The 23,790-nt window shown below is 57.1% G+C and carries 22 protein-coding genes and 1 tRNA gene; 11 read left to right on the forward strand and 12 right to left on the reverse strand.

Going from position 1 to position 23,790, the window contains the following annotated elements; all coding sequences use genetic code 11:
• Positions 1-85: 85 nt before the first annotated feature.
• The 4 genes from A6F69_RS11585 to A6F69_RS11600 all read right to left on the reverse strand — a co-directional run bounded on the left by A6F69_RS11585 (position 86) and on the right by A6F69_RS11600 (position 3,278).
• On the reverse strand, positions 86-778 hold the full coding sequence (locus tag A6F69_RS11585; RefSeq protein WP_067603058.1) for an aspartate/glutamate racemase family protein: 693 nt from the start codon (positions 776-778) through the stop codon (positions 86-88).
• Complete coding sequence (locus A6F69_RS11590) at positions 775-1,131, reverse strand: hypothetical protein (RefSeq protein WP_067601474.1); 357 nt, start codon at positions 1,129-1,131, stop codon at positions 775-777. The genes A6F69_RS11585 and A6F69_RS11590 overlap by 4 nt, the downstream gene beginning before the upstream one ends.
• A gap of 2 nt (positions 1,132-1,133) precedes the next feature.
• A complete protein-coding gene (gene clpX, locus A6F69_RS11595; protein ID WP_067601476.1) occupies positions 1,134-2,408 on the reverse strand; it encodes an ATP-dependent Clp protease ATP-binding subunit ClpX in 1,275 nt (424 codons plus the stop codon).
• Positions 2,409-2,579: 171 nt separating this feature from the next.
• Positions 2,580-3,278 carry an ATP-dependent Clp protease proteolytic subunit gene (locus A6F69_RS11600; RefSeq protein ID WP_067603061.1) on the reverse strand — a complete coding sequence of 233 codons (699 nt, stop codon included), beginning with the start codon at positions 3,276-3,278 and terminating at the stop codon, positions 2,580-2,582.
• A 293-nt stretch (positions 3,279-3,571) separates the two neighbouring features.
• On the opposite strand from A6F69_RS11600, the gene A6F69_RS11605 reads away from it, so the two are divergent.
• Both A6F69_RS11605 and A6F69_RS11610 read left to right on the forward strand, forming a co-directional pair.
• Entirely contained in the window at positions 3,572-5,653 is a 2,082-nt protein-coding gene (locus A6F69_RS11605) for a TonB-dependent receptor plug domain-containing protein (protein ID WP_144573582.1), read from the forward strand.
• Positions 5,654-5,695: 42 nt separating this feature from the next.
• Positions 5,696-7,240, forward strand: coding sequence for an amidase (locus A6F69_RS11610; protein ID WP_067601478.1), 1,545 nt, complete (start codon positions 5,696-5,698; stop codon positions 7,238-7,240).
• Positions 7,241-7,263: 23 nt separating this feature from the next.
• On the opposite strand, the gene tig is transcribed toward A6F69_RS11610, so the two are convergent.
• Both tig and A6F69_RS11620 read right to left on the reverse strand, forming a co-directional pair.
• On the reverse strand, positions 7,264-8,835 hold the full coding sequence (gene tig / locus A6F69_RS11615; protein WP_067601479.1) for a trigger factor: 1,572 nt from the start codon (positions 8,833-8,835) through the stop codon (positions 7,264-7,266).
• Between the two features lie 71 nt (positions 8,836-8,906).
• Positions 8,907-8,991 (reverse strand) — tRNA-Leu (locus tag A6F69_RS11620).
• Positions 8,992-9,120: 129 nt separating this feature from the next.
• Here A6F69_RS11620 and A6F69_RS11625 point away from each other — a divergent pair.
• From A6F69_RS11625 to A6F69_RS11635, 3 genes are read left to right on the forward strand one after another with little or no spacing between them, the layout of a single operon-like run.
• A complete protein-coding gene (locus A6F69_RS11625) occupies positions 9,121-9,405 on the forward strand; it encodes a DUF3297 family protein (RefSeq protein WP_067601480.1) in 285 nt (94 codons plus the stop codon).
• Positions 9,406-9,459: 54 nt separating this feature from the next.
• Complete coding sequence (gene der, locus A6F69_RS11630; RefSeq protein ID WP_067601487.1) at positions 9,460-10,887, forward strand: ribosome biogenesis GTPase Der; 1,428 nt, start codon at positions 9,460-9,462, stop codon at positions 10,885-10,887.
• Entirely contained in the window at positions 10,884-11,399 is a 516-nt protein-coding gene (locus A6F69_RS11635; protein ID WP_067601490.1) for a DUF2721 domain-containing protein, read from the forward strand. Before der ends, A6F69_RS11635 begins: the two co-directional genes overlap by 4 nt.
• A gap of 52 nt (positions 11,400-11,451) precedes the next feature.
• Here the strand turns inward: A6F69_RS11635 and A6F69_RS11640 are convergent, their stop codons facing one another.
• The 4 genes from A6F69_RS11640 to A6F69_RS11660 all read right to left on the reverse strand — a co-directional run bounded on the left by A6F69_RS11640 (position 11,452) and on the right by A6F69_RS11660 (position 14,305).
• Complete coding sequence (locus A6F69_RS11640; RefSeq protein WP_083984782.1) at positions 11,452-11,916, reverse strand: hypothetical protein; 465 nt, start codon at positions 11,914-11,916, stop codon at positions 11,452-11,454.
• Positions 11,917-12,124: 208 nt separating this feature from the next.
• Entirely contained in the window at positions 12,125-12,607 is a 483-nt protein-coding gene (gene bfr, locus A6F69_RS11650) for a bacterioferritin (protein WP_067601496.1), read from the reverse strand.
• A 129-nt stretch (positions 12,608-12,736) separates the two neighbouring features.
• On the reverse strand, positions 12,737-12,877 hold the full coding sequence (locus A6F69_RS11655; RefSeq protein WP_425388052.1) for a (2Fe-2S)-binding protein: 141 nt from the start codon (positions 12,875-12,877) through the stop codon (positions 12,737-12,739).
• A gap of 156 nt (positions 12,878-13,033) precedes the next feature.
• On the reverse strand, positions 13,034-14,305 hold the full coding sequence (locus A6F69_RS11660) for a DUF418 domain-containing protein (RefSeq protein WP_245638243.1): 1,272 nt from the start codon (positions 14,303-14,305) through the stop codon (positions 13,034-13,036).
• Positions 14,306-14,478: 173 nt separating this feature from the next.
• Between A6F69_RS11660 and A6F69_RS11665 the strand changes: the two genes are divergently transcribed.
• The 3 genes from A6F69_RS11665 to A6F69_RS11675 are packed head-to-tail and all read left to right on the forward strand — an operon-like array spanning position 14,479 to position 17,056.
• Complete coding sequence (locus A6F69_RS11665) at positions 14,479-15,198, forward strand: ParA family protein (protein WP_067601504.1); 720 nt, start codon at positions 14,479-14,481, stop codon at positions 15,196-15,198.
• Between the two features lie 15 nt (positions 15,199-15,213).
• Positions 15,214-15,651, forward strand: a complete 438-nt coding sequence (locus A6F69_RS11670) for a hypothetical protein (protein WP_067601508.1) — start codon at positions 15,214-15,216, stop codon at positions 15,649-15,651.
• A 31-nt stretch (positions 15,652-15,682) separates the two neighbouring features.
• The gene (locus A6F69_RS11675) at positions 15,683-17,056 is read left to right on the forward strand and encodes an SPOR domain-containing protein (RefSeq protein WP_067601509.1); all 1,374 of its coding nucleotides are present in this window, start codon (positions 15,683-15,685) and stop codon (positions 17,054-17,056) included.
• A gap of 84 nt (positions 17,057-17,140) precedes the next feature.
• On the opposite strand, the gene A6F69_RS11680 is transcribed toward A6F69_RS11675, so the two are convergent.
• Both A6F69_RS11680 and A6F69_RS11685 read right to left on the reverse strand, forming a co-directional pair.
• Positions 17,141-18,370: a dihydroorotase gene (locus A6F69_RS11680; protein ID WP_067601510.1), complete on the reverse strand. Its 1,230-nt coding sequence runs from the start codon at positions 18,368-18,370 to the stop codon at positions 17,141-17,143.
• The gene (locus A6F69_RS11685) at positions 18,367-19,398 is read right to left on the reverse strand and encodes an aspartate carbamoyltransferase catalytic subunit (protein ID WP_067603070.1); all 1,032 of its coding nucleotides are present in this window, start codon (positions 19,396-19,398) and stop codon (positions 18,367-18,369) included. The genes A6F69_RS11680 and A6F69_RS11685 overlap by 4 nt, the downstream gene beginning before the upstream one ends.
• 334 nt (positions 19,399-19,732) lie before the next feature.
• Between A6F69_RS11685 and sppA the strand changes: the two genes are divergently transcribed.
• The 3 genes from sppA to A6F69_RS11700 are packed head-to-tail and all read left to right on the forward strand — an operon-like array spanning position 19,733 to position 23,787.
• Positions 19,733-21,613 carry a signal peptide peptidase SppA gene (gene sppA / locus A6F69_RS11690; protein ID WP_067601513.1) on the forward strand — a complete coding sequence of 627 codons (1,881 nt, stop codon included), beginning with the start codon at positions 19,733-19,735 and terminating at the stop codon, positions 21,611-21,613.
• Between the two features lie 41 nt (positions 21,614-21,654).
• Entirely contained in the window at positions 21,655-22,935 is a 1,281-nt protein-coding gene (gene serS / locus A6F69_RS11695) for a serine--tRNA ligase (protein ID WP_067601516.1), read from the forward strand.
• An 18-nt stretch (positions 22,936-22,953) separates the two neighbouring features.
• Positions 22,954-23,787 carry a TIGR00266 family protein gene (locus A6F69_RS11700; RefSeq protein ID WP_067601522.1) on the forward strand — a complete coding sequence of 278 codons (834 nt, stop codon included), beginning with the start codon at positions 22,954-22,956 and terminating at the stop codon, positions 23,785-23,787.
• Positions 23,788-23,790 lie beyond the last annotated feature (3 nt).

Below are 23,790 nucleotides of genomic sequence, written 5' to 3' on the forward strand. Positions count from 1 at the left end.
CACCTCAGCGCTGCTCCCCTGGTCCCCTATATTGCGCAGCGCATAAAAGAACCCCGCTCGGCTACCCTCCTGCAGGGCGGGGTTTTTATCTCAGCGCCGCGTTCGCTGCAGCATTCGCATGGAGCAAGGTTGTGTCGAACAGCGGAACTGCGCTGTCTTCCGGCGACACCAAAAGCATGATCTCAGTGCAGCCGAGGATGATCGCTCCGGCACCGTTTTCAACAAGGCGCGCGATCACACCCCGGTAAATCTCGCGCGATTCTTCGCGCACTTCGCCGTTTACCAGTTCTTGGTAGATGATCCGGTGGGCCTCAGCGCGGTCGGTATCCTCGGGGATCAGGACCTCGAGCCCGTGCTTTTCCTGCAGTCGTCCGCGGTAGAAGTCCTGCTCCATGGTGAAGGCAGTGCCAAGCAAGCCAACCTGCGTGAAACCCTGCGCTTTGATCGCTTCGGCTGTAGGATCTGCGATATGCAGCAGCGGCAGATTGCAGGCCTCTTCCACTTCGCCCGCGAGTTTGTGCATCGTGTTGGTCGCGATGATGATGAGATCTGCGCCGCCTGCCTTTAGCGCAAGCGCGCTCTCGGCTAGCCGATCGCCGAGCGCGCCCCACTCGCCTGCATGCTGCAACTTCTCGACCTCGCCGAAATCGAGCGAATGCATCAGGATTTTCGCACTATGCGGAGCGCCCAGCCGCTTGCGAACCTCGCGGTTGATGATGGCGTAGTACTGGGCCGAGCTCTCCCAGCTCATCCCGCCGATAATGCCGATGGTTCTCACGACTGATCGCGCTGTCGCTTCGCCCAGCGGTCGGTCAGCCAAAGCACCAACGCTTGCGCACCCAGAAGGCAGCCAGCAGAAAAAACCAGCCACCAAGGAAGCTCGTTCAGACCTCCTGCAGCTCCAGGCACGAAGACCGCCATCGCACCATAGACGCCTATCATCACCGAAAACATCATCGGTAATAACCAGACCATAGTTCTGCGCGGAGTCATTCGGCTGCCCCGGCCGGCAAAGTCATAGTGTCCGGGAAGCTGTTCAAAATCGGCAAAGCGCCTGTTTGCCCAGGCTCCAGACAGGATCAGAAGTATAACAGTTCCAGCCGTAATCGCGAGTGGCAACCACCCGCCCATGATCAGGCCGCTTCGTCCTTTTTGCCCTTTTTGGCATCGCTGCTCACGACTTGGATCGGATCCTTGCGGCCATGAACCACGTCAGCGTCGATCACGATTTCAGTCACGTCTTCCATGTCCGGCAGGTCGAACATGGTGTCGAGAAGAATGCCTTCGACAATTGAGCGCAAGCCGCGCGCGCCGGTTTTACGCAAGATCGCCTTTTCAGCGATTTCCTTAAGCGCCTCATCCGTGAAGGTGAGCTCGACATCTTCAAGCTCGAACAGCTTCTTGTACTGCTTGACCAGCGCGTTCTTCGGCTCTTGAAGGATCGTCACGAGGGCATCCACATCCAGATCGTGCAACGTCGCAATCACTGGCAAGCGACCAACGAATTCGGGGATCAGACCAAACTTGAGCAGATCTTCCGGCTCGCTCTTTTCAAGCAGTTCGCCCACTTTGCGCTTGTCCGGATCGGCAACATGCGCACCAAATCCGATCGAGCGTTTCTGCAGGCGGTCAGCGATAATCTTGTCCAGACCAGCGAACGCGCCGCCGCAAATGAACAGGATATTGGTGGTGTCGACTTGCAGGAATTCCTGCTGCGGGTGCTTTCGGCCACCCTGCGGCGGGACGGAGGCTGTGGTGCCTTCCATCAGCTTCAGCAGCGCCTGCTGCACGCCTTCGCCTGACACATCACGAGTGATCGATGGATTCTCCGCCTTGCGCGTGATCTTGTCGATCTCGTCGATATAGACGATGCCGTGCTGCGCCTTCTCGACATTATAGTCAGAGCTCTGCAGCAGCTTGAGGATGATGTTCTCAACGTCTTCACCGACGTAACCAGCCTCTGTCAGCGTGGTCGCATCCGCCATTGTAAACGGGACGTCGAAAGTGCGTGCCAGCGTTTGTGCAAGCAGCGTCTTGCCTGAACCGGTCGGACCGACCAACAGGATGTTCGACTTCGCCAGCTCTACATCGCCAGCCTTACCGCTGTGTTTCAAGCGCTTGTAGTGATTGTGCACTGCGACCGAGAGCACGCGCTTCGCACGATCCTGTCCGATGACATAGTCATTCAGGGTCGCAAAAATCTCTGACGGCGCGGGAACCTCGCCCTCCTTGCGCCCGGTCAGGCCAGCCTTGGTTTCTTCGCGGATTATGTCATTGCACAGCTCCACGCATTCATCGCAGATGAACACGGTTGGGCCGGCAATCAGTTTACGCACTTCGTGCTGCGACTTCCCACAGAAGCTGCAATAGAGAGTGCTTTTGCTGTCAGTTCCGCTCAATTTGGTCATTCCTAAGGCTTCCCAATCCCGAAAATTCAGGGATTCGGCGACTCTATAGCCGCATAATCATGAATCAACCTATAGCGCCGCGATTTTGGACGCTGTCCTATCGAATCCACGCATATTCGCGGTTGATGTGGTCTTAATGTCCCGCAAAGGGTCGAAAATACGCTGAATTCCTTACTCTGGCGCCCCGCCAGAGCCCTCTTCTTCGCCCGTTGCGTCACTCTCTGGGCGGGTTTCGAAGACTTTGTCCACCAGACCAAAGTCCTTGGCTTCCTCCGCGCTCAGCCACGTATCGCGATCCATTGCATCAGCGATCGTTTCAACTTTCTGTCCGGTATACTTTGAGTAAAGCTGGTGCATGTTCTCTTTCAGGCGCAGGATTTCTTTTGCCTGAATTTCGATGTCTGAAGCCATACCGCGTGCGCCGCCGGAGGGTTGGTGCACCATGATACGCGCCTGCGGCAACGCAATGCGCATGCCTGGCTCGCCCGCCGCCATCAGGAATGAACCCATCGAACACGCCTGGCCGATGCAGACCGTCGATACCGCCGGCTTGATATATTGCATGGTGTCATGGATCGCCATGCCCGCGGTCACAACGCCGCCCGGCGAATTGATGTACATGCTGATCGGTTTGGACGGATTTTCGCTTTCAAGGAACAGCAATTGCGCCACGATCAACGATGCCATGCCATCTTCGACCTGACCGGTTACAAACACGATTCGCTCGCGCAGCAGGCGGCTGAAAATATCGAAGCTGCGTTCGCCGCGGCTGGTTTGCTCGACAACAACGGGAACCAATGCCCCGGTTACCGGATCGCGAGTAAACTGGCCTTGGGTGGCATAAGCGTCAGAGCCGAACAGATCGATCATAGTTTGTCCTTGTGAATTTGATTGCTTGCCTATGTCGGACGCATCCGCGCGATGTTCAAGGGGATTAACCTTTGTCTGCAGACAATTCGCGGGAACCATCCAAGTTGACGCCGATTTCAATAACAGCATCCCTAACTGATTGAGCGACACCGCTCGTCGGATTGCATGCAGGACTAATCGACAGTCGATTTTATCGTATCTTTATCAGCTTAAGCGCATCTCCAATTCAAACAGGAACAAAATTGAGTCGCACCCTCCCCCCAATTGCGACAAGCTGGTGTGTCTTTGCTTGCTTGTCATCTGCACTCCCTGCTTCGGCATCCGACGATGCCACGCCAACAATCGCGTCGAACGCAAACTCTAATTCGGCAGCGGCCAGAAAACCAAGCGAGCCGGCCGCGACGATGGAAGGCCGGGTATTCGAGCCGGAATATTTTGAGCGGTTCGCGCCTCGCAATGCACTCGATATGCTTCAGCAAGTGCCAGGTTTCCTGTTGCAAAGCGGAGGCGGCGGAAGCGGCCGAGGGTTTGGCCAGGCGAATGAGAATGTCCTTGTCAATGGACAGAGGCTGACCAGCAAATCGGACAGCGCCCAGGATCAACTGCGCCGCATTCCAGCGGGTAAGGTGCTGCGCATCGAGATTGTCGACGGCACAGCGCTGGATATCCCCGGCCTGACTGGGCAAGTCGCCAATGTGATCGTCCAATCGGGCGGCATCTCGGGGCAATTCACCTGGGAGGGCGCAGTGCGAACCACTGCGGTCGATCCGGAATGGTACGGCGGCGAAATTTCGATTTCCGGCAGTACCGGCGCGCTCGATTTCACGCTCGCGCTAGAGAACAGCAACAGTCGATTTGGCGGCACAGGGCCTTCGATCTTCGCAGATGGTGCAAGCAATTTGATCGAGCGCCGTGACGTCATACGCGTTGGCGCATCCGACTTGCCGCGAATATCGACCGTGCTTGGATATGACTTTGGTGATGGAACAATCGCCAATCTGAATGCCTATTTCGGCCACACCTTTTTCGAACGAGTCGAAGATGAAGATCGCGCACTTGCAGACGGTTCGCGGTTTACGCGGATCAATTCGCGCCGCGGATCGACGCCGGAATATGAAGTTAGCGGCGATCTGGCCTTTGACTTGGGCAAAGGGCGACTGAAACTGATCGGCTTGGAAGCATATAATGCCGAAGAGACGATCAGCACTGTAATCGATAGTTCGATCGACACGGAGCTCAAGACAGGTGATCGCTTTGTCCAGACCGGCGGTGAAGGCGAGCGAATCGCCCGGTTTGAATACAATTGGCCAATGCTGGGCGGCGATTGGCAGCTGGCGGGCGAGGCAGCGTTCAATCGGCTTGAACAAAATTCACGTCTTTTCGAGCTCAATGCGCAGGGTGACTTCCAGCAGATCCCCTTTCCCGGTGGGTCCGGCGATGTGACGGAAGACCGTTATGAGACGATCCTGAGCTACAGCAGACAGCTGACGGATAAGCTAGCTCTGCAAGCCTCTTTCGGGGGCGAGTATTCCAAGATCGAACAGACGGGCAATGCGGCCAATTCGCGCAGCTTTCAGCGACCAAAAGGTTCGGTTTCGCTTGCGTGGCAACCCGAAGAGGGTTTTGACATCTCGATCGGGATTGAGCGCCGCGTAGGGCAGCTCGACTTCGGCGATTTCCTTGCCGATCTTGAGCTCGACGAGAATAATCAGGATGCAGGCAATAATCAGCTCGTCCCATCCCAGACATGGGAAATCATTGCCGAGATCAGCAAAACTCTAGGGCCCTGGGGTACGACGACTCTTTTTCTGGAGCAGCGTTGGATCGATGACTTCACTGACATCATCCCATTGTCCGGTGGCGGGGAATCGCGCGGAAACATTGAGAAGGCACGGCGTACCGAAATTGAATGGACCACAACTCTACAGCTAGACCCTGCAGGATGGCGCGGCGCTCAGCTTGACATCAGGCTTGAATATGAGGCGGGCGAAGTCCGCGATCCTCTGACTGGTCGACTCAGGGATTTTTCTGGTGGGCGTGATCGCGAGATCGAAATTGACTTCCGCCATGATATCCCTGGCTCCGAATTCGCCTATGGCGGCAGCTTCGAATATATTCGAGAGCGGCCAAGTTTCCGTCTCTCTCAGGTGCGCTTGCGGCGAGACCTCCCCAACCGCCTAAGCGCGTTTATTGAACACAAAGACATTTTCGGACTGACCGTAAAGCTTGAGGCAGCAAACTTGCTCGGCGCTCGGGACGAGGAATTCCGCACGGTTTTTGACGGGCCACGGACCGACGGTGTGATCCTGTTCACAGAGGATCGGAGCTTCCGCGAAGGTCCGATCTTCCGTTTTAACATCAGCGGGAACTTCTAAAGTTCGTTTGCATCACGCCACACCCGTGGCAAAGTGCGAGTTATGAGAACATTGCTCGCTGGCCTTCTGGCATCCGCCCTACCCCTGGTTCCGATCTCAGCGCAGGAACAGTCTGATACCAGCCCCTTAGTCGGCATTGACGAGCCTTTGCCGACCGAACAAATGCTTCAGCTTGAGCCCGTTGAGCAGGCAGCAGGATTCGCAATGCGGATCGACAGATATGACCGGCACATCAACGCGGTCATCAATAGCCTCACAATGATGGAAGCACGGTCTGGCGCGGCCTCAGTTGATCCGGAGAGTGTGCTCAGTGGCCGCACTATCCTGGTCAAAGACAATATCGAAACGCGTGAGTGGCCGACCACCGCGGGATCGCTTGCACTGGGGGACAACGCGACAGGTCGGGATGCACCGTTGATCGCCAATATTCGCGCAAATGGCGGTGTGATTATGGGCAAGACCAATTTGAGCGAATGGGCAAACATTCGCGACAGCGATTCGACCAGTGGCTGGAGCGCGATTGGTGGCCTGACCCGCAATCCGCACGCCACCGACCGCAACGCCTGCGGCTCCTCGTCAGGCAGCGGCGCGGCAATCGCAGCTGGTTTTGCGTGGGCCGCAATCGGCACTGAAACCAATGGATCGATCACGTGTCCTGCCAGCGTCAACGGCATCGTCGGGTTCAAGCCTACGGTTGGCTTGGTCAGCCGCACCCATGTGGTGCCTATAAGTACCACGCAGGACACTGCAGGGCCCATGACACACACCGTTTACGATGCGGCGCTGCTGCTTGTCGCGATGGCTGGAAGCGATCCGCTCGACTCTGCGACAGTGGAGGCCGACAAGCATGTAACCGACTTTACGGCTGGGCTGGATGAATACTCTCTTGAAGGTGTGCGAATCGGCGTGATGCGCAACCAGATCGGCAATGTTACTGGTGTAACGGCCCTGTTTGAGAAAGCATTAGCCGATCTTGAAGCGAAGGGCGCGGTTCTGGTTGATGTAGAGTATGATTGGCCCGATGGGTTCTGGAGCCGTTCGCTCACAGTCCTGCTTTACGAGCTACAGCGCGACATGAAGGCCTATCTCGCTACGATTGAGGACGAGAGCCAGCCTCAAACACTGTCCCAAATCGTCGAGCTCAACCGCGCAAATGCGGACAAGGAGCTGCGGTGGTTTGGCCAGGACCTGTTCGAAAGAGCTCTCGAAACAACCGATGAAGCCGCTTACCTCAATGCGCTTGAGACCAATCTCAAGGCAACGCGTGAGGATGGAATTGATCGCTTGCTGGCCGAACACGAGGTGCAGTTCCTCGTCGCGCCGACAACCGGCCCGGCCTGGTCGACCGATCTCGTGAACGGAGACAATTTCGGCGGCGGCATTGGTGCAGGATCGCTCCCAGCCATTGCGGGTTACCCGCATCTGACTGTGCCAATGGGCGCGATCGAGGGTCTGCCAGTGGGACTCAGCATCTTTGCCGGCAAATGGCAGGATCACGAGGTGCTTAAAGCAGGCGCAGCATATGAAAAGGCGCGGACAGCCGAACTGTCCACGCCTTCATTCAAGCCCTGGAAGCCTGCCGAGTAACGTTCGGCAAGCATCCCGACTGATTACTTTTTGGCGGCTTTCTTGGCCGGAGCCTTCTTGGCCGCAGGCTTTTTCGCCGCTGCTTTCTTTGCCGGAGCCTTTTTCGCAGCAGGTTTGTCTTCAGCCTTCTTGGCTGGAGCCTTCTTTTTCGCCTGCGTTTTCTTGGCTGCAGGCTTCTTGTCGTCAGCCTTCTTCGCCGGAGCTTTCTTTGCAGCGGCTTTCTTTTTCGGCGCCGCCTTCTTCTTCGCCGGTTTGGCTTCTGCCGTTTCTTCGGCTTCGATCGCCGCTTCAAGCTCTTCCTGTGTCACTTCGCGCTCCGTGACTTCTGCTTTGTCAAACAGGAAGTCTACGACCTTGTCTTCGTAAAGCGGAGCACGCAGTTGAGCTGCAGCCATTGGTTCGTTCTGAACGTACTCAACGAACTTCTCGCGATCTTCAGGACGATACTGCTGCGCCGCCTGCTGGATCAGCATGCTCATTTCCTGCGCGGAAACTTCAACTCCGTTGGCCTGGCCAATTTCCGACAGCAGTAGGCCCAAACGCACGCGGCGTTCGGCAATCTTGCGGTAGTCGTCCTTTTCGGCCTCGATTTCTTTCAGCGCTGCCGCCGGATCTTCTTCCTGTGAGGCTTCTTGTTGGAGCTGAGCCCAAATCTGTTCGAACTCAGCATTGACCATGCCTTCAGGCACTTCGAAATCATGGCCGGCTGCCAACACGTCAAGCAGTTGGCGCTTCATCTGCGTGCGGGTAAGACCAGCAGTCTGCTGTTCCAGCTGGCCGCGCATCAATTCCTTAAGCTTGTCGAGGCTATCAAGACCCAGGTTCTTGGCGAACTCATCATCCACCTTGGTCTCGGTTTCGACCTTCACCTGCTTCACAGTGATGTCGAATTCGGCGTCCTTGCCAGCAAGATTATCTGCTTGATAATCCTCTGGGAAGGTCACGGTGATGGTTTTCTCATCGCCAGTCTTTACGCCAACCAGCTGCTCTTCAAAGCCAGGAATGAACTGGCCGGAACCAATGACCAAAGCCGCGTCTTCAGCCTTGCCCCCTTCAAACTCGACACCGTCAATCTTGCCTACAAAATCGATGATCAGCTGATCACCTTCAGCGGCCTTCTTGCTCTTGGCGGCATCCTTGTAGCTCTTGTTCTGGCCTGCGATGCTGGCAACCGCTTCGTCAACGGCTTTATCTTCCACAGGAACAACCAGACGCTCTAGCTTGAGGCCATCGGTCGACGGGACTTCAACTGTTGGCAGAACCTCCAACTCAACTGCGATTTCGGCATCCTTGCCTTCTTCATAGCCTTCGCCCAGTTCAATCTTGGGCTGCATTGCCGGACGCAGTTCCTGGTCCTTCATCAGCTTATCAACCGATTCGCGAATGACATCATTCACGGTTTGGGCGTGCAGCTGTTCGCCATGCATCTTCTTGATGAGATTCGCCGGGACCTTGCCTGGGCGGAAGCCCGGCATCTTCACCTGCGGTGCAATCTTCTTGACCTCAGCTTCGATCTTATCCGCAATATCACCTGCCGTGATGGTCAACTGATAGGCGCGCTTGAGGCCTTTATTGATGGTTTCCTTGATCTGCATGGGACTAAAACTGATGCCTTTTCAACAATTTCGCTGTGTCGTGCGACGTTTCCAGCCACGTTCAGGCGAATTGGTGCGGGCGAAGGGACTCGAACCCCCACATCTTACGATACTGGTACCTAAAACCAGCGCGTCTACCAATTCCGCCACGCCCGCTAGCCCGAACGAAGCCGTGCGCGCAGGTGCACTGCGACGCGTGTAGGGGTGCGCCATTAGTGGGCCGCGCGCAAAAGGGCAAGCGGAACTGGCTTGTTTAGGCATCATAGTACGACTAATGGGCCGCGCATGACTGAGAAATCGACCAATGACACCCCACCCGACCGCATGTCGGTGAACCCGCGCAGTGAATATTTCGACGGTGAGCAATTGCAGCGCGGCGTCGGCATCAAATTCAAAGATCGCGTCCGCACCGACATTGAGGAATATTGCATTTCCGAAGGGTGGGTGCGTGTGCAGGCGGGCAAGACCGTTGACCGCAAGGGTAATCCGCTCACGATCAAGTTGACGGGCCCGGTTGAGGCATGGTTCGAGGATCTGGGCGACAATCCCCCGGTCGCTAAAAAAGACTAATCACGCTGCTGTGCTTGCCAATTCGGCTCGCACGGGCCAACTGGCACTCACGCTATGAAACCGCAGGTCATCATTATCGGCCGTCCGAACGTCGGCAAGTCTACGCTGTTCAATCGGCTCGTAGGCAAGAAGCTTGCACTGGTCGATGACCAGCCGGGCGTTACGCGTGACCGCCGCATGGGTGACGCAGAGCTTGCTGGCCTGCGGTTCACCGTGGTCGATACCGCAGGTTGGGAAGATGAAGACGAGCTGACGCTACCGGGCCGGATGCGTAAGCAGACCGAAGCCAGCCTGGAAGGTGCAGACGCGGCAATGTTCGTGGTTGATGCACGCGCTGGCCTCACTCCGCTCGACAATGAAATTGCGCGATATCTGCGCGAACACGACGTGCCGATCGTACTGGTCGCCAACAAAGCCGAAGGTAAGGCTGGCGAAGCTGGTGTGCTTGAAGCGTATGAGCTGGGATTTGGCGATCCTGTACCTTTGTCCGCTGAGCATGGCGAAGGCGTTGCGGACCTGTTTGGCGCGCTATGGCCCATCATTGGTGCCAAGGCTGAAGCGGCAGAAGCTGCAGCCGAATTTGCCGCTAGCGAAGATGAAGACGCGCCACTTGGTCCTCTCAAACTCGCGATCGTGGGCCGGCCGAATGCAGGCAAGTCGACTCTGATAAATCGCTTGTTGGGTGAAGATCGTCTTCTGACCGGCCCCGAAGCCGGAATAACCCGCGATTCGATTGCAATCGATTGGGAGTGGACGGACCCCAAGACCGATGAAACCCGGGAAATCCGCCTGATCGACACCGCAGGGATGCGCAAGAAACGCAATGTGACGGAGAAGCTCGAAAAGCTGTCTGTTGCCGATGCGCGCCGTGCGGTCGATTTTGCCGAAGTGGTGGTACTGTTGCTTGATGCGACACAGGGCCTTGAGCATCAGGATCTCAAGATTGCTGATCTGGTCCTGCAGGAAGGCCGCGCATTGATGATCGCCATCAATAAATGGGATGTGGCGGAGAATGCGTCGTCGCTGTTCAATGGGATTCGCGGCGCACTTGATGATGGGCTTGCGCAAGTTCGCGGCCTACCCCTGTTTGCGGTGAGCGCGAAGACCGGAAAGGGGCTGGACGATATGCTGCGCGCAGCGTTCGAGATACGCGAAAGCTGGTCTAAACGCGTGCCTACGGCAGCGCTTAACCGCTGGTTCGACGATGCGATGGCGGCCAACCCGCCCCCAGCCCCCGGCGGCCGGCGTATCAAGCTGCGCTACATTACGCAGGCCGGCACTCGTCCTCCACGTTTCGTAGTGTTCGGGACGCGGCTGGATTCGCTGCCAACTAGCTACGAACGCTATCTGGTCAACTCGATCCGCAAGAACCTGGGTTTCGAAGCCGTGCCCGTTCGGGTCGTGCTGAAGAGCCCCAAGAACCCTTACAACGCCAATCGCGGCGGCGGCGGGAATTTCAGCGGAGGTTCGGACAAGTCATGATCCTGCTCGATCTGATGGCGGCTGGCGGTAACCTTGCGACCGATTTGCTTGAGCGCACGGCCAGCACATTGCGCGTGCAGGAGATTGTCCGGCTCAGCCTCGCTCCAGCGTTCCTGCTCGCAGGTATTGGCGCGATCATGAACGTCATGATGAGTCGCCTGATCTGGGTGGCTGAGCGAATCGAAAGGCTGGAGGCCCGGTCAAAGGGCAAGGATAACCCGCAGACCGCGCGTGAGCTTGATTGGCTGCGTCATCGACGCAAGCTTGCGCAGCGTGCGGTTATGCTTTCGACCTCTGCAGCGCTCACCATAGCAGTTGTGATTGCCCTTTTGTTTGTCAGCGCCTTTATCAAGCCACAAATCGGCACAGTCACCGCGCTGGCGTGGATTTTGACCATGGTTCTCTTGTTCAGCGGGTTGGTCAATTTTGCTCGGGAAACAATGGTTGCGGCGAAAGGTCACCGTGACGTGAATGATCAGCCGGAGCAAAAGGAAATTCAACCGGACGAGTAAGAAGGGCGGAGCATCGCTGCCCCGCCCTTGTGCCCCATTGTCATGCTGAGTTTTAGTCGTTCAGACGAATTTCGCGCAGGATATAGGTACCCTTGATCTTGCGAATTTTGTTGTAGAGCTCCCTAACGGTCTCGTTGCTGCTCTCCATGTTCGCGCTACCCCAGGCTTCCATGAACTTGTCATACTCGGCCTTGTCTGGATCAAGCGACGCCATGTTCGGATAGTTGATCCGCAACACAAGGTTCACTTCGTTCGCGCCATAAGGAACCGTATAGATTCCATAGTCGGTTATCTGGCCCAGCTCTTTGGCCACTTCGTTGGCCTTGACCCATGTCTGCTGCAAGCCCTCCAGATAGTATGGCAACTGACCCTCATCGACCTTCACATAGGTCAATTCGATAACCGTCTCTTGAGGCGTGAAGTCTTCCCACGCCTGCAATTGCGCAGCGGCAGGCGCGGATGCAGCCAGCGCAGACGCGGCAAGCAGACCCAGACCAATTGTTTTCAGATTACGCATGTGTGTACCCCTTCATTCACAGGTTTAGCGACCCTGAGAATGGAAAGCGTACGACCCAGAACAAACGCTCCAATTCCGCACGCGAAGGTGACAGCTTTCCCAATCAAGTCAATGAGAAAAGGGCGTTGGGCTACAACGCAGTTGCTAACCGGAAACTGCTGGACACCAGCAGGCAAGCTTTCCCGAAGCGTAAGAGCGAAATCTCGGTTTAACCCTCGCCGGCTGCCTGACTTTGCAACTGCACGTAGTTTTCCAGACCCATTCGTTCGATCAGATCGAATTGGGTCTCGAGAAAATCAACATGCTCCTCTTCCGCATCAAGGATCTTCGCGAACAAATCGCGGCTAACGTAATCGCGCACCTTCTCACAATATTCGACCGCGTCGCGCAGCAGCGGGATCGCATCTTCCTCCAGCGCCATATCGGCTTTGAGGATTTCCTCGACAGTCTCGCCCACCCGCAATTTATGAACAGCCTGGAAATTGGGCAGACCGTTCAGGAATAGAACTCGCGCCGCCAGCTCGTCAGCATGCTCCATCTCTTCAATCGATTCCTTGCGCTCGTAAGCTGCAAGTTTCGTAACGCCCCAATCGTCAAGCACGCGATAGTGCAACCAGTACTGGTTAATTGCAGTCAACTCATTCGTGAGTGCCTTGTTGAGATATTCGATGACCGTTGCGTCGCCCTTCATGGCGTAACTCCCCAATGTGACCAATTGGGCGTCTATATGCCGCACCCACGCCTTCCGGACAAGGTGCTTGGAGAAAAAATTGCATGTTTTCTGTTACTTGCGAGCGATTATCACTAGCGAACTTCTAACTTATACCGCGACTGATTTGCAATTAAGTTCGCGCTCTTCGAGCAGGATCGCATCAGCCTCAGTCAGGCAAGTTCCGCAATTGGGCCTTTTCCCCAAGGCCGCATAAGTCGCCTCTGCATCGCCAGACGTCTTGCGCGCCATCTGACGCAAGTCGGTCTCTTTAATGGCATTGCAGATGCAAACATACATCGAGCGGGTATCTCCTGCGATTGATTCGCAAGAGCGAATTTATGCGAATTATTCTCAATAGCAAGACGTTTTTGTTTTCGCTCAACCGCCCTTGATCAGCATCAAGCATTACCTTTTGAGCGGGAACAGCTTTCCATAGGTCAAGCAGCGCCACAGCCACTCAAGCGGTCCATAGCGATACCGCTCAAGCCATGGCTTGGACCATGACAGCATGATTACCCAGGTTGCCAGCACTACCAGATAGAGCTGCGGACGATTGAGCTCACCAAACAACCCCAGCGCCCATCCGTGGAACACAAACAGCATCAGGATCGACGTGCCGAGATAGTTGGTGAATGCCGCACGCCCTGCAGCGGCAAGGCGCTGTGCCAGCCAGCCCGACCACCCAGCCCCATAGAGTGCCAATAGAGCCATGATACCCAGCACCATCATCAGCCTTGGCAGAACACTAAGCCCCACAAACGCTGCAAGTGTTCCATAATAGGTGAAGCCGATTGATTGGACCCAAAGCCCGATCAATAGATGCAACAGACCGCCACCTAGCAATCCAGCCCAACCCCAGAATCGCATGCGCCCAGGATCCATACCGCCACTAAAGAACCCGAGCCGGTAAAGCCCCATACCGATCAACATGAGCGGCAGGCTTTCTAATCCGAAAAAGAAAACATTGGCGAGCGGCTCATACCAATGCTCAACGAAACGATGTTCGACAAAGCCCAGATAGTCGCCGGATTGCTTCAGCCCGGTCTCGACAACGTCGTCTGAGAGCGCCTCCTGCTTGCTTTCCTCCAAGCCCTGGCGCGTTTCTGTCATTGCTGCGGCATCGCCAAACGGCGTGTCTGCAATGAAGTGCAGCGGTACCATCATAATCGCATAGAGAATGGCACCTGCCACATAGCCAAGTAGGCCAACCTTAAGCTGATCCTTGGCGCTCCAACCCATACACAACAAAGCAATGAAGCCGATCACAGCATAGTAAAACAAAATGTCGCCGCGCCAGATGAAAAAGAAATGACCCATGCCGAACAACATGAGAAAGAACAGCCGCCGGGCTTGAAGCCAGCGTGTTTGACCGCGCGCCCATGCCCGCTCCATGAAAAGATAGAGCCCGACACCGAACAGTACGGTAAAAATCCCGCGCATTTTACCATCGATCAGAACGAACTGAGCGATCCACATCCAACCGCTTTCATCGCCAGTCGGAACCAGAAACATCTCAGGGTACATATAGGCGCTGAATGTCTGGCCGAACGCGACAATATTGGCCGCCAGAATACCCAGCACCGCAATTCCACGCATGAGATCAAGGCTGCCGATCCGTTCTGCCAGCTTCGCCGGAGCGGCGGTTTCTGCGTCAGGCGTCGCTGCATATTCAGTCACGAGATTCCCCTGTAGCATCGTGGAGTTTCCGCAACTTAGCACGCTTTTACCGCTTGCAAAGCATCAACCAATTGAGCGGCGTTAACTCAAAAATAACGGTATCCTGCGATCCCCCTCAATCAGAAGTCGCATTTGCGGCACCAACCTAAGGTTTAACCAGGGGGATACAGGCGTTGCGAGTACTAGCATTGGCATCGCAGAAGGGCGGATCGGGTAAGACTACCCTTTCAGGGCACCTCGCCGTCCAGGCCCAGCGCGCAGGCGCTGGCCCGGTCGTACTTATCGATATCGATCCGCAAGGTTCGCTTGCTGACTGGTGGAATGAGCGCGAAGCGGAATATCCGGCATTTGCTCAAACCACAGTCGCACGGCTTGCCAACGACCTACAGGTTTTGCGGCAACAGGGCTTTAAGCTTGCGGTCATCGACACACCACCTGCTATCACCATGGCAATCCAGTCAGTCATCGGCGTTGCCGAGCTGATTGTTGTTCCCACACGCCCCAGCCCGCACGATCTGCGCGCTGTCGGCGCGACGGTTGACCTTTGCGAGCGTGCTGGAAAGCCTCTGGTGTTTGTTGTCAACGCCGCGACGCCTAAAGCGAAGATCACTTCGGAAGCTGCTGTTGCTCTGTCACAGCACGGCACGGTTGCTCCGATCACATTGCATCATCGTACTGACTTCGCGGCATCGATGATTGATGGGCGCACCGTCATGGAAGTCGATCCGGAAGGCCGCAGCGCCGCAGAAATGACCGCGCTTTGGAAATACATCTCCGACCGTCTCGAAAAGAACTTCCGCCGTACGGTCTTTGCAGCGCCCGGCACTCAGCCACAAGCTGCTGCAGGCGTTCACCGCCCGGCTGGTGGCTTCGGCCGCCGCGTAGCACAGTAATCGGAGGCGCTGGCCATGTCTGAAGCCAATTTCGCCTCTCTCAATCAGTCGCTGCTTGCACGCAAAGGCGGTGCAAAGCCTGCAATGCGTCCGCAATCAGGCATCCCATCGGTTGCTGCTACGGCTGAAGCATTGGAAGATCTGGGCTGGAACGACATGGGCAGTGATGCACCGTCTAATGTCGTGCCGATCGCAGCAGCTTCGAACGATGCTGACAATAGTCCAGCCGTAACATTGCGCAAGAAGCCTGCCGCACCGCGTAAGAGCGCGTTGAAGCAAGGAAAACGCGCAGCCTTCACCTTGCGTCTTGATGCAGAGCGTCATCTCAAGCTTCGCCTCGCGTCGACAATCAAAGGTGAAAGCGCACAGCAGATCGTTACCGATGCGCTCGACGCGCTGCTGAGCGAAATCAAGGAACTGGACGCTCTTGCTGCGCACATGCCGCAGCACTGAGTGAATTGAAAGTGAGCAAGGGAAAGCCATTATGAGCAAGACCGCACACAATACGCCAAAGATTGCACTGGCACTCAGCACTGCGCTGGTCAGTATAACACTTGCAGGTTGCACCACGTCAGCCGCACCGCCTGCTTCGGCTTCGCTTGCGAAGGCGCAGGCAGCAATCGAAAAAGGCAAAGCAAGCAAAGCGGTCGAGCACGCGGAGGCGGCGGTTCTTGCCGATCCACGCAATGCCACCAATCGTGCGCTGCTTGGCGCTGCCTATCTTGAGGCCGGCCGTTTCCAGGCAGCAGCGACAAGTTTTGGCGATGCGCTCGAGCTTGGTGATTCCGACACGCGGACTGTGCTTAGTTATGCGTTGGCGCAGACTGCCTTAGGCAACAATATCAGAGCCATCCGCGTTCTTGACCAGTATGAGCAGGACCTTGATCCGGCTGATCGCGGTCTTGCGCTCGCGCTGGCAGGAGAACCGCGTGACGGCGTTCGCGTGCTGAGCAATGCGCTACGCGCAGGCCAGAACAGCGCGAAAGTCCGCCAAAACCTCGCCTATGCGTACGCATTAGAGGGCAATTGGCGCGCCGCGAGAGTCATGGCTGCCGAAGATGTTCCGGCCGATCTGGTCTCGCAGCGAATTGCCGAATGGGCCGCACAAGCCCGTCCGGAAGCTTTCCAGCAACGCGTAGCTGGCTTGCTTCAGGTCACACCTACATATGACGCAGGTCAACCGCTGCAACTTGCTCTGGGTAATTTCCAGAGTCAGGACGTGCTGGTCGCTGAAGCGGCGCAAGACGCTGTCGATCCTGAAGTTGCGGTGGCAGAAACGAAAAGCGTCGAACTCGCTTCGATAGATCCGCAGGTTTCTGCGCCGGTTGTTCCAGCGCCCGTCGCCCCAGCGCAGCCTGAAGCCAAAGCTCCCGCTGTGGCTCAGCCAGTTCGTGTTGCAGCGGCGCCAGCTGCCTCAACGCCTTCGGTGACCAGAGCAAGCGTTACAAGCAATCCTGTAGTCCAGGAACTTCCCGCTTCATATGAAGCGCCAGAGACAAAGCCTGCTTCACGCTGGGCTGCGAACACATCGCAGCGCCGCATGGCAGCAACCAGCAATGCAAGCGATGGCACGCATCTGGTCCAACTGGGTAGCTTCTACACCCGCGAAGGTGCGGAGCGCGCCTGGACAATCTATCAGAGCCGCCACTCACAGCTTGATGGCCGTGATCTTGTGATCACGCAGGCCGAGGTTGGCGGCAAAACCTATTTCCGTGTCGCTGCGGCAGGTTTCGACGCCAACAGCGCAGCAGTGATGTGCGGCACGATCAAAGCGAGTGGCAACGGTTGTATCGCGCATGCGGAAAGCCGCCCGCTGCCGGGCGCGGTCGATCGAGGGGTTCGTTTGGCATCACGCTGATTTAGTCGTTATCTCTCCAACGACTGCAAGACCCCGGACGCCCAATGCGTCCGGGGTTTCTTGTTTCGCACCTCAACATTCCGGCTAGATAAGCCGGACTCCGCCCTTCCAAAGCGCAGTTGCGCGCGACTGCGTCGGCTGTCCATCGAACGGTGTGTTGCCAGCGCTTGCTGACATCTTCGCGCTGTCGACAATCCACGGCTTGTCCGGATCGATCAGTACGATATCAGCCTCGTATCCCGGCGCTAAATCGCCCGCGTTTACGCCCAGCAGTCTCGCTGGATTGCGCGCGAGCAGTTCAATGGCGCGCGCAAGGTCGATCACTTCGTCGCGTACAAGACTCATCGTCATGGCGAGCAGGGTCTCCGCTCCCGCCATGCCGGGCTCTGCATCAGCAAAAGGCAAACGCTTGTCTTCCGGTCCACGCGGATCGTGGCCCGACGCAATCACATCGATTGTGCCGTCCGCGATGGCCGTGATGACCGCTTGCCGGTCTGCTTCATTGCGCAGCGGCGGGGAAAGTCGGGCAAACGTGCGGAATTCGGCTGTTGCCAGATCTGACAGCATGAAATGTGCCGGCGTCACGCCTGCAGTGATGGAAGCTCCCCTGCGCTTGGCAGATCGTATAAGATCGAGCCCCGCGGCAGTCGTAACCTGTCGGACATGCAGCCGAGCCCCGCTCATTTCGGCCAACGCGATATCGCGGGCGATGGCCAGTGCTTCCGCTTCCGCAGGCGCGCTGGGTAGCCCCAGTCGGCTGGCCATTTCACCTGCGGTGGCCACGGCTTCACCGGTCAGTCCACTGTCTTCGGCATGGCTCACCACCACCAGATCGAGCATCGCCGCATATTGCAGCAGCCGCAGCATCACTCCGCTGTCTGCGATCCATTTTCGCCCCGTTGCTACGCCGCGCGCACCGGCTTCTTTCATCAAACCGATTTCAGCCAGCTCCCGGCCGCCAAGGTCGCGCGTCGCAGCCGCCAACGGATGCACCCACATATCGGGCTTGCCGCTTTTGGCGATATAGTTGACGCGGCTGGGCAGATCGAGCGGAGGAGATTGATCCGGCATCAGCGCGGCACGCGTGATACCTCCGAAGTGACAGGCGGCCTTACCAACTGAAAAGACACCCAGATCGACAATCCCGGGGGCGATCAACTGGCCTTTGGCATCTACGGCCTGATCTCCATCTTGCGGCGCGATATCGCCAATCGCTTCGATCAATCCGTCAACCAGCCGCACCGAGCCTTGGGTTATGCCATTGCCAGTTACGACACGACCATTGGTGATCGTGACCGGGGTTACTTGCTTCATGCCCAGCCCTCCACGCCCCGCGCGCCGCGCGTAAGAATATCTAGGCACGCCATGCGCACTGCTACCCCCATCTCGACCTGACGGGTAATGATCGAGCGGTCGAGCATGTCAGCCACGTCGCTGTCGATTTCGACTCCGCGGTTCATTGGCCCAGGGTGCATTACCAAGGCATCGGGCGCAGCGCGCTTCAGACGCTCCTCCGTCAGGCCATAAAGATGATGATATTCGCGCGCAGATGGAATGAACTGCCCTTGCATCCGTTCAGTCTGAAGCCGAAGCATCATCACAACATCGCTGCCCGAAAGCGCCGCATCGAAATCGTGAAATGGTTCCGCCCCTATCGCCTCTACACCGGAAGGCATCAGCGCGGGCGGCGCACACAAGCGCACAGTCGCGCCCAATGCCTGCAGGCACAACAGGTTGGATCGCGCGACGCGGCTGTGCAGGATATCTCCGCAAATGGTGATGGTGAGGCCGGTAAAGTCTTCTGATGTTTCTCCACGTGCGTGCAATGCATGACGCAGCGCCAAGGCATCGAGCAACGCCTGTGTCGGGTGTTCGTGCTGGCCATCACCTGCATTGAGCACGGGACAGTCAACCTTGTCAGCGATCAGCTGAGTTGCGCCACTGGAGGCGTGGCGGATGACGATTGCGTCAGGCCGCATAGCGTTCAGAGTGGTGGCCGTATCAATCAGCGTCTCCCCTTTTTTCACGCTCGATTGTGCAGCGTGCATGTTGACGACGTCTGCGCCTAATCGTTTCCCGGCAATTTCAAAACTGAGCAGCGTTCGGGTCGAGTTTTCAAAGAAGGCATTGATGATCGTAAGGCCTGAAAGCAGATCAGTGTGCTTGCTTCTTTGGCGGTTAAGCGCAATCCACTGCTCCGCCTGATCGAGCACATAGAGAATTTCGTGGCGCTCAAGCTGGCCGATTCCCAACAGACCGCAATGCGGAAATGCCAACTTGCCGGCCGGAAAACGTTCAGACGCACCGCGCCGGTCGATTTGGCCTTCTTCGTATCGAGCCATGAACTCGCGCAGCTTCTTGGCAGTACTGCCGCGCAAGTCACGGCCCGATTTAAGCTGTGAAACGAATGGCTTATCGTTCATTGCCAGCTCGCCAAAACGTGTCTCCGACATGTCATGTCGCTGACAAAACGCCTCAATTTCCAAAAGCAGATCTTGCATGGAAGTGCCCTTAGGTTGGATTTATCCAACCGTCCAGTGGGTTTCCGCATTCCTTCTGCTTAAAGACGTTTGCCGAGCCATATGGCGCAATCGACCATACCATCGGCCCAAATGGGCTGGAACTTTGCCCATTCGCCCTTAGTTTGGATGTAACACCTAACAGGAAACACACGGTATGAGCTTCGCAGGTAAGGTTTGGCGGCTTCTGGTCGGGATCAAGGATGGCTTGGTCCTTGTGTTCATGCTGCTGTTTTTCGCGATGCTTTTCGCAGTTCTTTCTGCCCGCCCTAGCCCTGGCATGGTGCGCGATGGCGCCCTGTTGCTCGAACTCGACGGCTATGTCGTCGAGGAACGTGCCATCGTTGATCCAATTCAAGCGCTGATCAGCAGACAAGCTCCTGTCACCGAATTCGAAGTAAACGAGCTGGTCCGCGCAATCGATGCAGCAGTTGGCGATGATCGTATCAAGGCGGTTGCGCTCGACCTTTCCCGCTTTCTGGGCGGCGGCCAGGTACACATACAGGAGATCGGCGAAGCATTGGCCCGTGTCCGTGCGGCAGAGAAGCCGGTCCTTACGTTTGCCGTAGGATATTCGGACGACGCGCTGCATCTTGCCGCGCACGCCAGCGAAATATGGGTTGATCCGATGGGCGGTGCGATCGCGGCTGGTCCCGGTGGTTCATTCCTGATGTTTGGCGATCTGCTGGAGCAATATGATGTGAACGCTCGCGTTTATCGCGTGGGCACATTCAAAGCAGCGACCGAGCCCTATACCCGCAGCACACTCTCGCCCGAAGCACGCGAGAATATCGGCGGTTTGCTGGCTTCGATGTGGGAAGAATGGCAAGCCAACGTAAAGAAGGCGCGGCCTGAAGCAGACCTGGACCGCGTGACCAAGAATCCGGTTGAATGGGTGCAGTCTGCCAATGGCGATCTTGCCGCTGCGGCACTTGACGCCGGGTTGGTAGACGAGCTGGGCAACCGCGCTGAATGGGGGGAGCGGGTTGCCGAGATCGCCGGCGAGGATAGCTGGAGCAATCTGCCCGGCGCCTTCGCATCAACCGAGCTAAAACCATATCTTGCGGATATCGGAAGCGATACGAGCGGGCGTGCAATCGGCATCATCACTGTTGCCGGCGACGTGGTTGACGGCGAAGCAGGACCCGGAACCGCAGGTGGGGACCGTATCGCCGAACTGCTCGACAGGGCCTTGGATGATGATCTGGCTGCGCTGGTCGTGCGGGTCGATACGCCCGGTGGTACCATGACCGCATCGGAGAATATCCGGCGTGCAATCTTGCGTCACAAGGCAAAGGACATTCCGGTCGCGATTTCGATGGCCAACATTGCTGCCAGCGCAGGTTATGCCATCGCCACGACCGGTGATCGGATTTTCGCACAGCCTGAAACTGTGACCGGATCAATCGGGGTGTTTTCTGTGATCCCGACCTTTGAAGACACCGCGCAGCGGTTTGGCATCAATGCCGATGCAATCCGCACTACACCGCTGTCCGGCCAACCCGACATTATCGATGGCTTCACACCTGAGGTCGACGCGATCCTGCAAGCTGGTATCGAAGACTCCTATCGCGATTTCCTGAACCAGGTCGCTGAAGGTCGCGGCATGGATCCAGCGCGCGTTGATGAGATCGCGCAAGGGCGTGTCTGGGACGGAGGCACTGCGCGGCAGCTGGGTCTGGTTGACCAGTTCGGCGGCCTGAACGAAGCGCTAGAATGGGCGGCCAGCGAAGCCGGGCTGGAGGAAGGCAAATGGCACGCGAAGCGGTTGGGATCAGCCGAATCGAGTTATGATTCGCTGATCCGAAGATTGCTAACCAACGACGCGCAGACCCGGGCGCCGGCAGGCGATATGTTCTCAATACTGGCTCGTCAGCAATCCGGGCAGGCGGAGCGGGTATTGAACGATCTGGAACGCATGATGTCTGTTCAGGGCGTGCAGGCCTACTGCCTCGAATGCCCGCGCGAAGTGCGTCCATCAAGCGGCGATGCAATCAGCGGATGGGTGGCGAAGATCGCCGCGTTTCTGGCGCGCTAATCACTGGAAATGCGCGTTGCGCTCGTGCATAGGCGCTGCCCATGCACGATATCCGATCTATCCGCGAGAATCCCGAAGCCTTTGACGCTGCGTTGGCGCGGCGCGGGCTTGAACCTGTCACCAAACAGTTGATCGAAGCGGACGAGGTGCGCCGCGCTGCGTCGACTCGTCTTCAGGAAGCGCAGAACCGCCGCAACGAAGCCTCCAAGCTTATCGGTCAGGCGATGGGCAAGGGCGATACAGAAACCGCTGAAGCGCTGAAGGCCGAAGTCTCCGAACTGAAAGAGATTATGCCCGCGATGGAGGAAACCTCGCGCGCAGCAGACAAGCAGTTGGAGGATTTGCTGGCAGTCATTCCAAACCTGCCCGCTGACGATGTGCCGATGGGCGAGGATGAAGCCGACAATGTCGAAGTTTCGACATGGGGTAAGAAGCGCGAATTCGACTTCGAGCCGAAGGAACACGCCGACCTAGGCCCCGCGCTGGGCATGGAATTCGACACCGGTGCGAAGCTTTCCGGCGCACGCTTCACATTCCTGCGTGGGGACATGGCACGGCTGCACCGCGCGTTGGGGCAATTCATGCTGGACCAGCAAACGCGCGAATATGGCTACACCGAATGCAATCCGCCTGTGCTGGTGCGCGATGAAGCCATGTATGGCACCGACAAGCTGCCTAAATTCGCAGAGGACAGTTTTCGCACCGAGAATGACTATTGGCTCATCCCCACATCCGAAGTCAGCCTGACAGCATCAGTCATGGGCGAAATTCTGGACGACGGTGCTCTGCCCATGCGGCTGACCGGCCTGACGCTGTGTTTCCGCAGTGAAGCGGGCGCAGCGGGCAAGGATACGCGTGGTTTCATTCGCCAGCATCAGTTCGAAAAGTGCGAATTGGTCAGCATTGTTCGCCCTGAAGACAGCGAAGCCGAGCATGAACGCATGACCGAAGCGGCTGAGGCCATTCTGCAAGCGCTCGACCTGCCCTATCGCAAGATGCTGCTGTGCACCGGCGACATGGGCTTTGGCGCACGCAAGACATACGATCTGGAAGTCTGGCTGCCCGGACAGGGCGCCTATCGCGAAATCAGCTCATGCTCGAACACAGGCGATTTTCAGGCGCGGCGGATGAAGACCCGCTATCGCCCTGAAGGCGAGAAAAAGACCGAATTCGTCCACACGTTGAACGGATCAGGCCTGGCTGTTGGGCGGACACTGGTCGCGGTGCTGGAGAATTACCAGAATGCCGATGGCAGCGTAACAATTCCGCAAGCTCTTGAACCATATATGGGAGGCGTGTCAGAGATAGCCCCAAGCAATTGATCCGAAAAGGTTTTTGATATGCAAAACAGCCCATGGCATCACGCCCGCAATAGCCAGGTGTCTGACGACATCGACTTCGCCATCAAAGGGGAAGATCTGCAGTTCGTCGAGATCGAACTGGACCCCGGCGAAAGCGCAGTGGCCGAAGCTGGGGCCATGGTGTGGAAAGATGCTTGCGTCGATATGCATACCGTCTTTGGCGATGGTAGCGGCGGCGAAGGCGGGGACTTCATGGGTAAATTGCTGGGCGCAGGCAAACGACTGGTCACAGGCGAAAGTTTGTTCACCACCGTTTTCACGCATCAAGGGCAAGGGAAGGCGAAGGTTGCCTTTGCGTCCCCCACCCCCGGAACAATCCTGCCAATCAAGCTTGATAGCGTGGGAGGCACTTTGATCTGCCAGAAGGACAGTTTCCTGGCTGCCGCACGCGGTGTGGAAATTGGTGTCGCATTCCAGCAGCGGATGATGACGGGGCTGTTTGGCGGCGAAGGCTTCATCATGCAAAAGCTTTCAGGCGATGGTTGGGTATTTGTGCAGATGGGCGGTACGCTGGTGGAACGCGAGCTTGCACCGGGCGAAGAATTGCACGTCGATACAGGCTGCGTCGCCGCGTATACATCCAGCGTCGATATGGATGTAACGCGCGTGGGCGGCGTAAAGACAATGCTGGTTGCTGGAGAAGGCATATTTTTCGCCCGGCTAAGAGGCCCCGGCAAAGTCTGGATCCAGTCCCTCCCTTTCAGCCGCCTTGCTGGACGAATGCTGGCTGCCGCCGGCCCGAGAGGCGGAAGCAACCGAGGGGAAGGCAGTGTAATTGGAAGTTTGGGCGATATCGTAATGGGCAACAATTGAGGC

The organism is Altererythrobacter ishigakiensis (genome assembly GCF_001663155.1).
Classification (GTDB): domain Bacteria; phylum Pseudomonadota; class Alphaproteobacteria; order Sphingomonadales; family Sphingomonadaceae; genus Erythrobacter; species Erythrobacter ishigakiensis.

Excerpts from the sequence above, each read along its gene's own strand:
- serS (WP_067601516.1), top strand. The coding sequence starts at position 21,655 with ATGCACGATATCCGATCTATCCGCGAGAATCCCGAAGCCTTTGACGCT.
- bfr (WP_067601496.1), bottom strand. The coding sequence starts at position 12,607 with ATGAAGGGCGACGCAACGGTCATCGAATATCTCAACAAGGCACTCACG.
- A6F69_RS11700 (WP_067601522.1), top strand. The coding sequence starts at position 22,954 with ATGCAAAACAGCCCATGGCATCACGCCCGCAATAGCCAGGTGTCTGAC.
- A6F69_RS11675 (WP_067601509.1), top strand. The coding sequence starts at position 15,683 with ATGAGCAAGACCGCACACAATACGCCAAAGATTGCACTGGCACTCAGC.
- A6F69_RS11610 (WP_067601478.1), top strand. The coding sequence starts at position 5,696 with ATGAGAACATTGCTCGCTGGCCTTCTGGCATCCGCCCTACCCCTGGTT.
- tig (WP_067601479.1), bottom strand. The coding sequence starts at position 8,835 with ATGCAGATCAAGGAAACCATCAATAAAGGCCTCAAGCGCGCCTATCAG.
- A6F69_RS11640 (WP_083984782.1), bottom strand. The coding sequence starts at position 11,916 with ATGCGTAATCTGAAAACAATTGGTCTGGGTCTGCTTGCCGCGTCTGCG.
- der (WP_067601487.1), top strand. The coding sequence starts at position 9,460 with ATGAAACCGCAGGTCATCATTATCGGCCGTCCGAACGTCGGCAAGTCT.
- clpX (WP_067601476.1), bottom strand. The coding sequence starts at position 2,408 with ATGACCAAATTGAGCGGAACTGACAGCAAAAGCACTCTCTATTGCAGC.
- A6F69_RS11590 (WP_067601474.1), bottom strand. The coding sequence starts at position 1,131 with ATGGGCGGGTGGTTGCCACTCGCGATTACGGCTGGAACTGTTATACTT.
- A6F69_RS11655 (WP_425388052.1), bottom strand. The coding sequence starts at position 12,877 with ATGGCGCGCAAGACGTCTGGCGATGCAGAGGCGACTTATGCGGCCTTG.
- A6F69_RS11625 (WP_067601480.1), top strand. The coding sequence starts at position 9,121 with ATGACTGAGAAATCGACCAATGACACCCCACCCGACCGCATGTCGGTG.
- A6F69_RS11670 (WP_067601508.1), top strand. The coding sequence starts at position 15,214 with ATGTCTGAAGCCAATTTCGCCTCTCTCAATCAGTCGCTGCTTGCACGC.
- A6F69_RS11685 (WP_067603070.1), bottom strand. The coding sequence starts at position 19,398 with ATGGCTCGATACGAAGAAGGCCAAATCGACCGGCGCGGTGCGTCTGAA.
- A6F69_RS11680 (WP_067601510.1), bottom strand. The coding sequence starts at position 18,370 with ATGAAGCAAGTAACCCCGGTCACGATCACCAATGGTCGTGTCGTAACT.
- A6F69_RS11600 (WP_067603061.1), bottom strand. The coding sequence starts at position 3,278 with ATGATCGATCTGTTCGGCTCTGACGCTTATGCCACCCAAGGCCAGTTT.
- A6F69_RS11635 (WP_067601490.1), top strand. The coding sequence starts at position 10,884 with ATGATCCTGCTCGATCTGATGGCGGCTGGCGGTAACCTTGCGACCGAT.
- sppA (WP_067601513.1), top strand. The coding sequence starts at position 19,733 with ATGAGCTTCGCAGGTAAGGTTTGGCGGCTTCTGGTCGGGATCAAGGAT.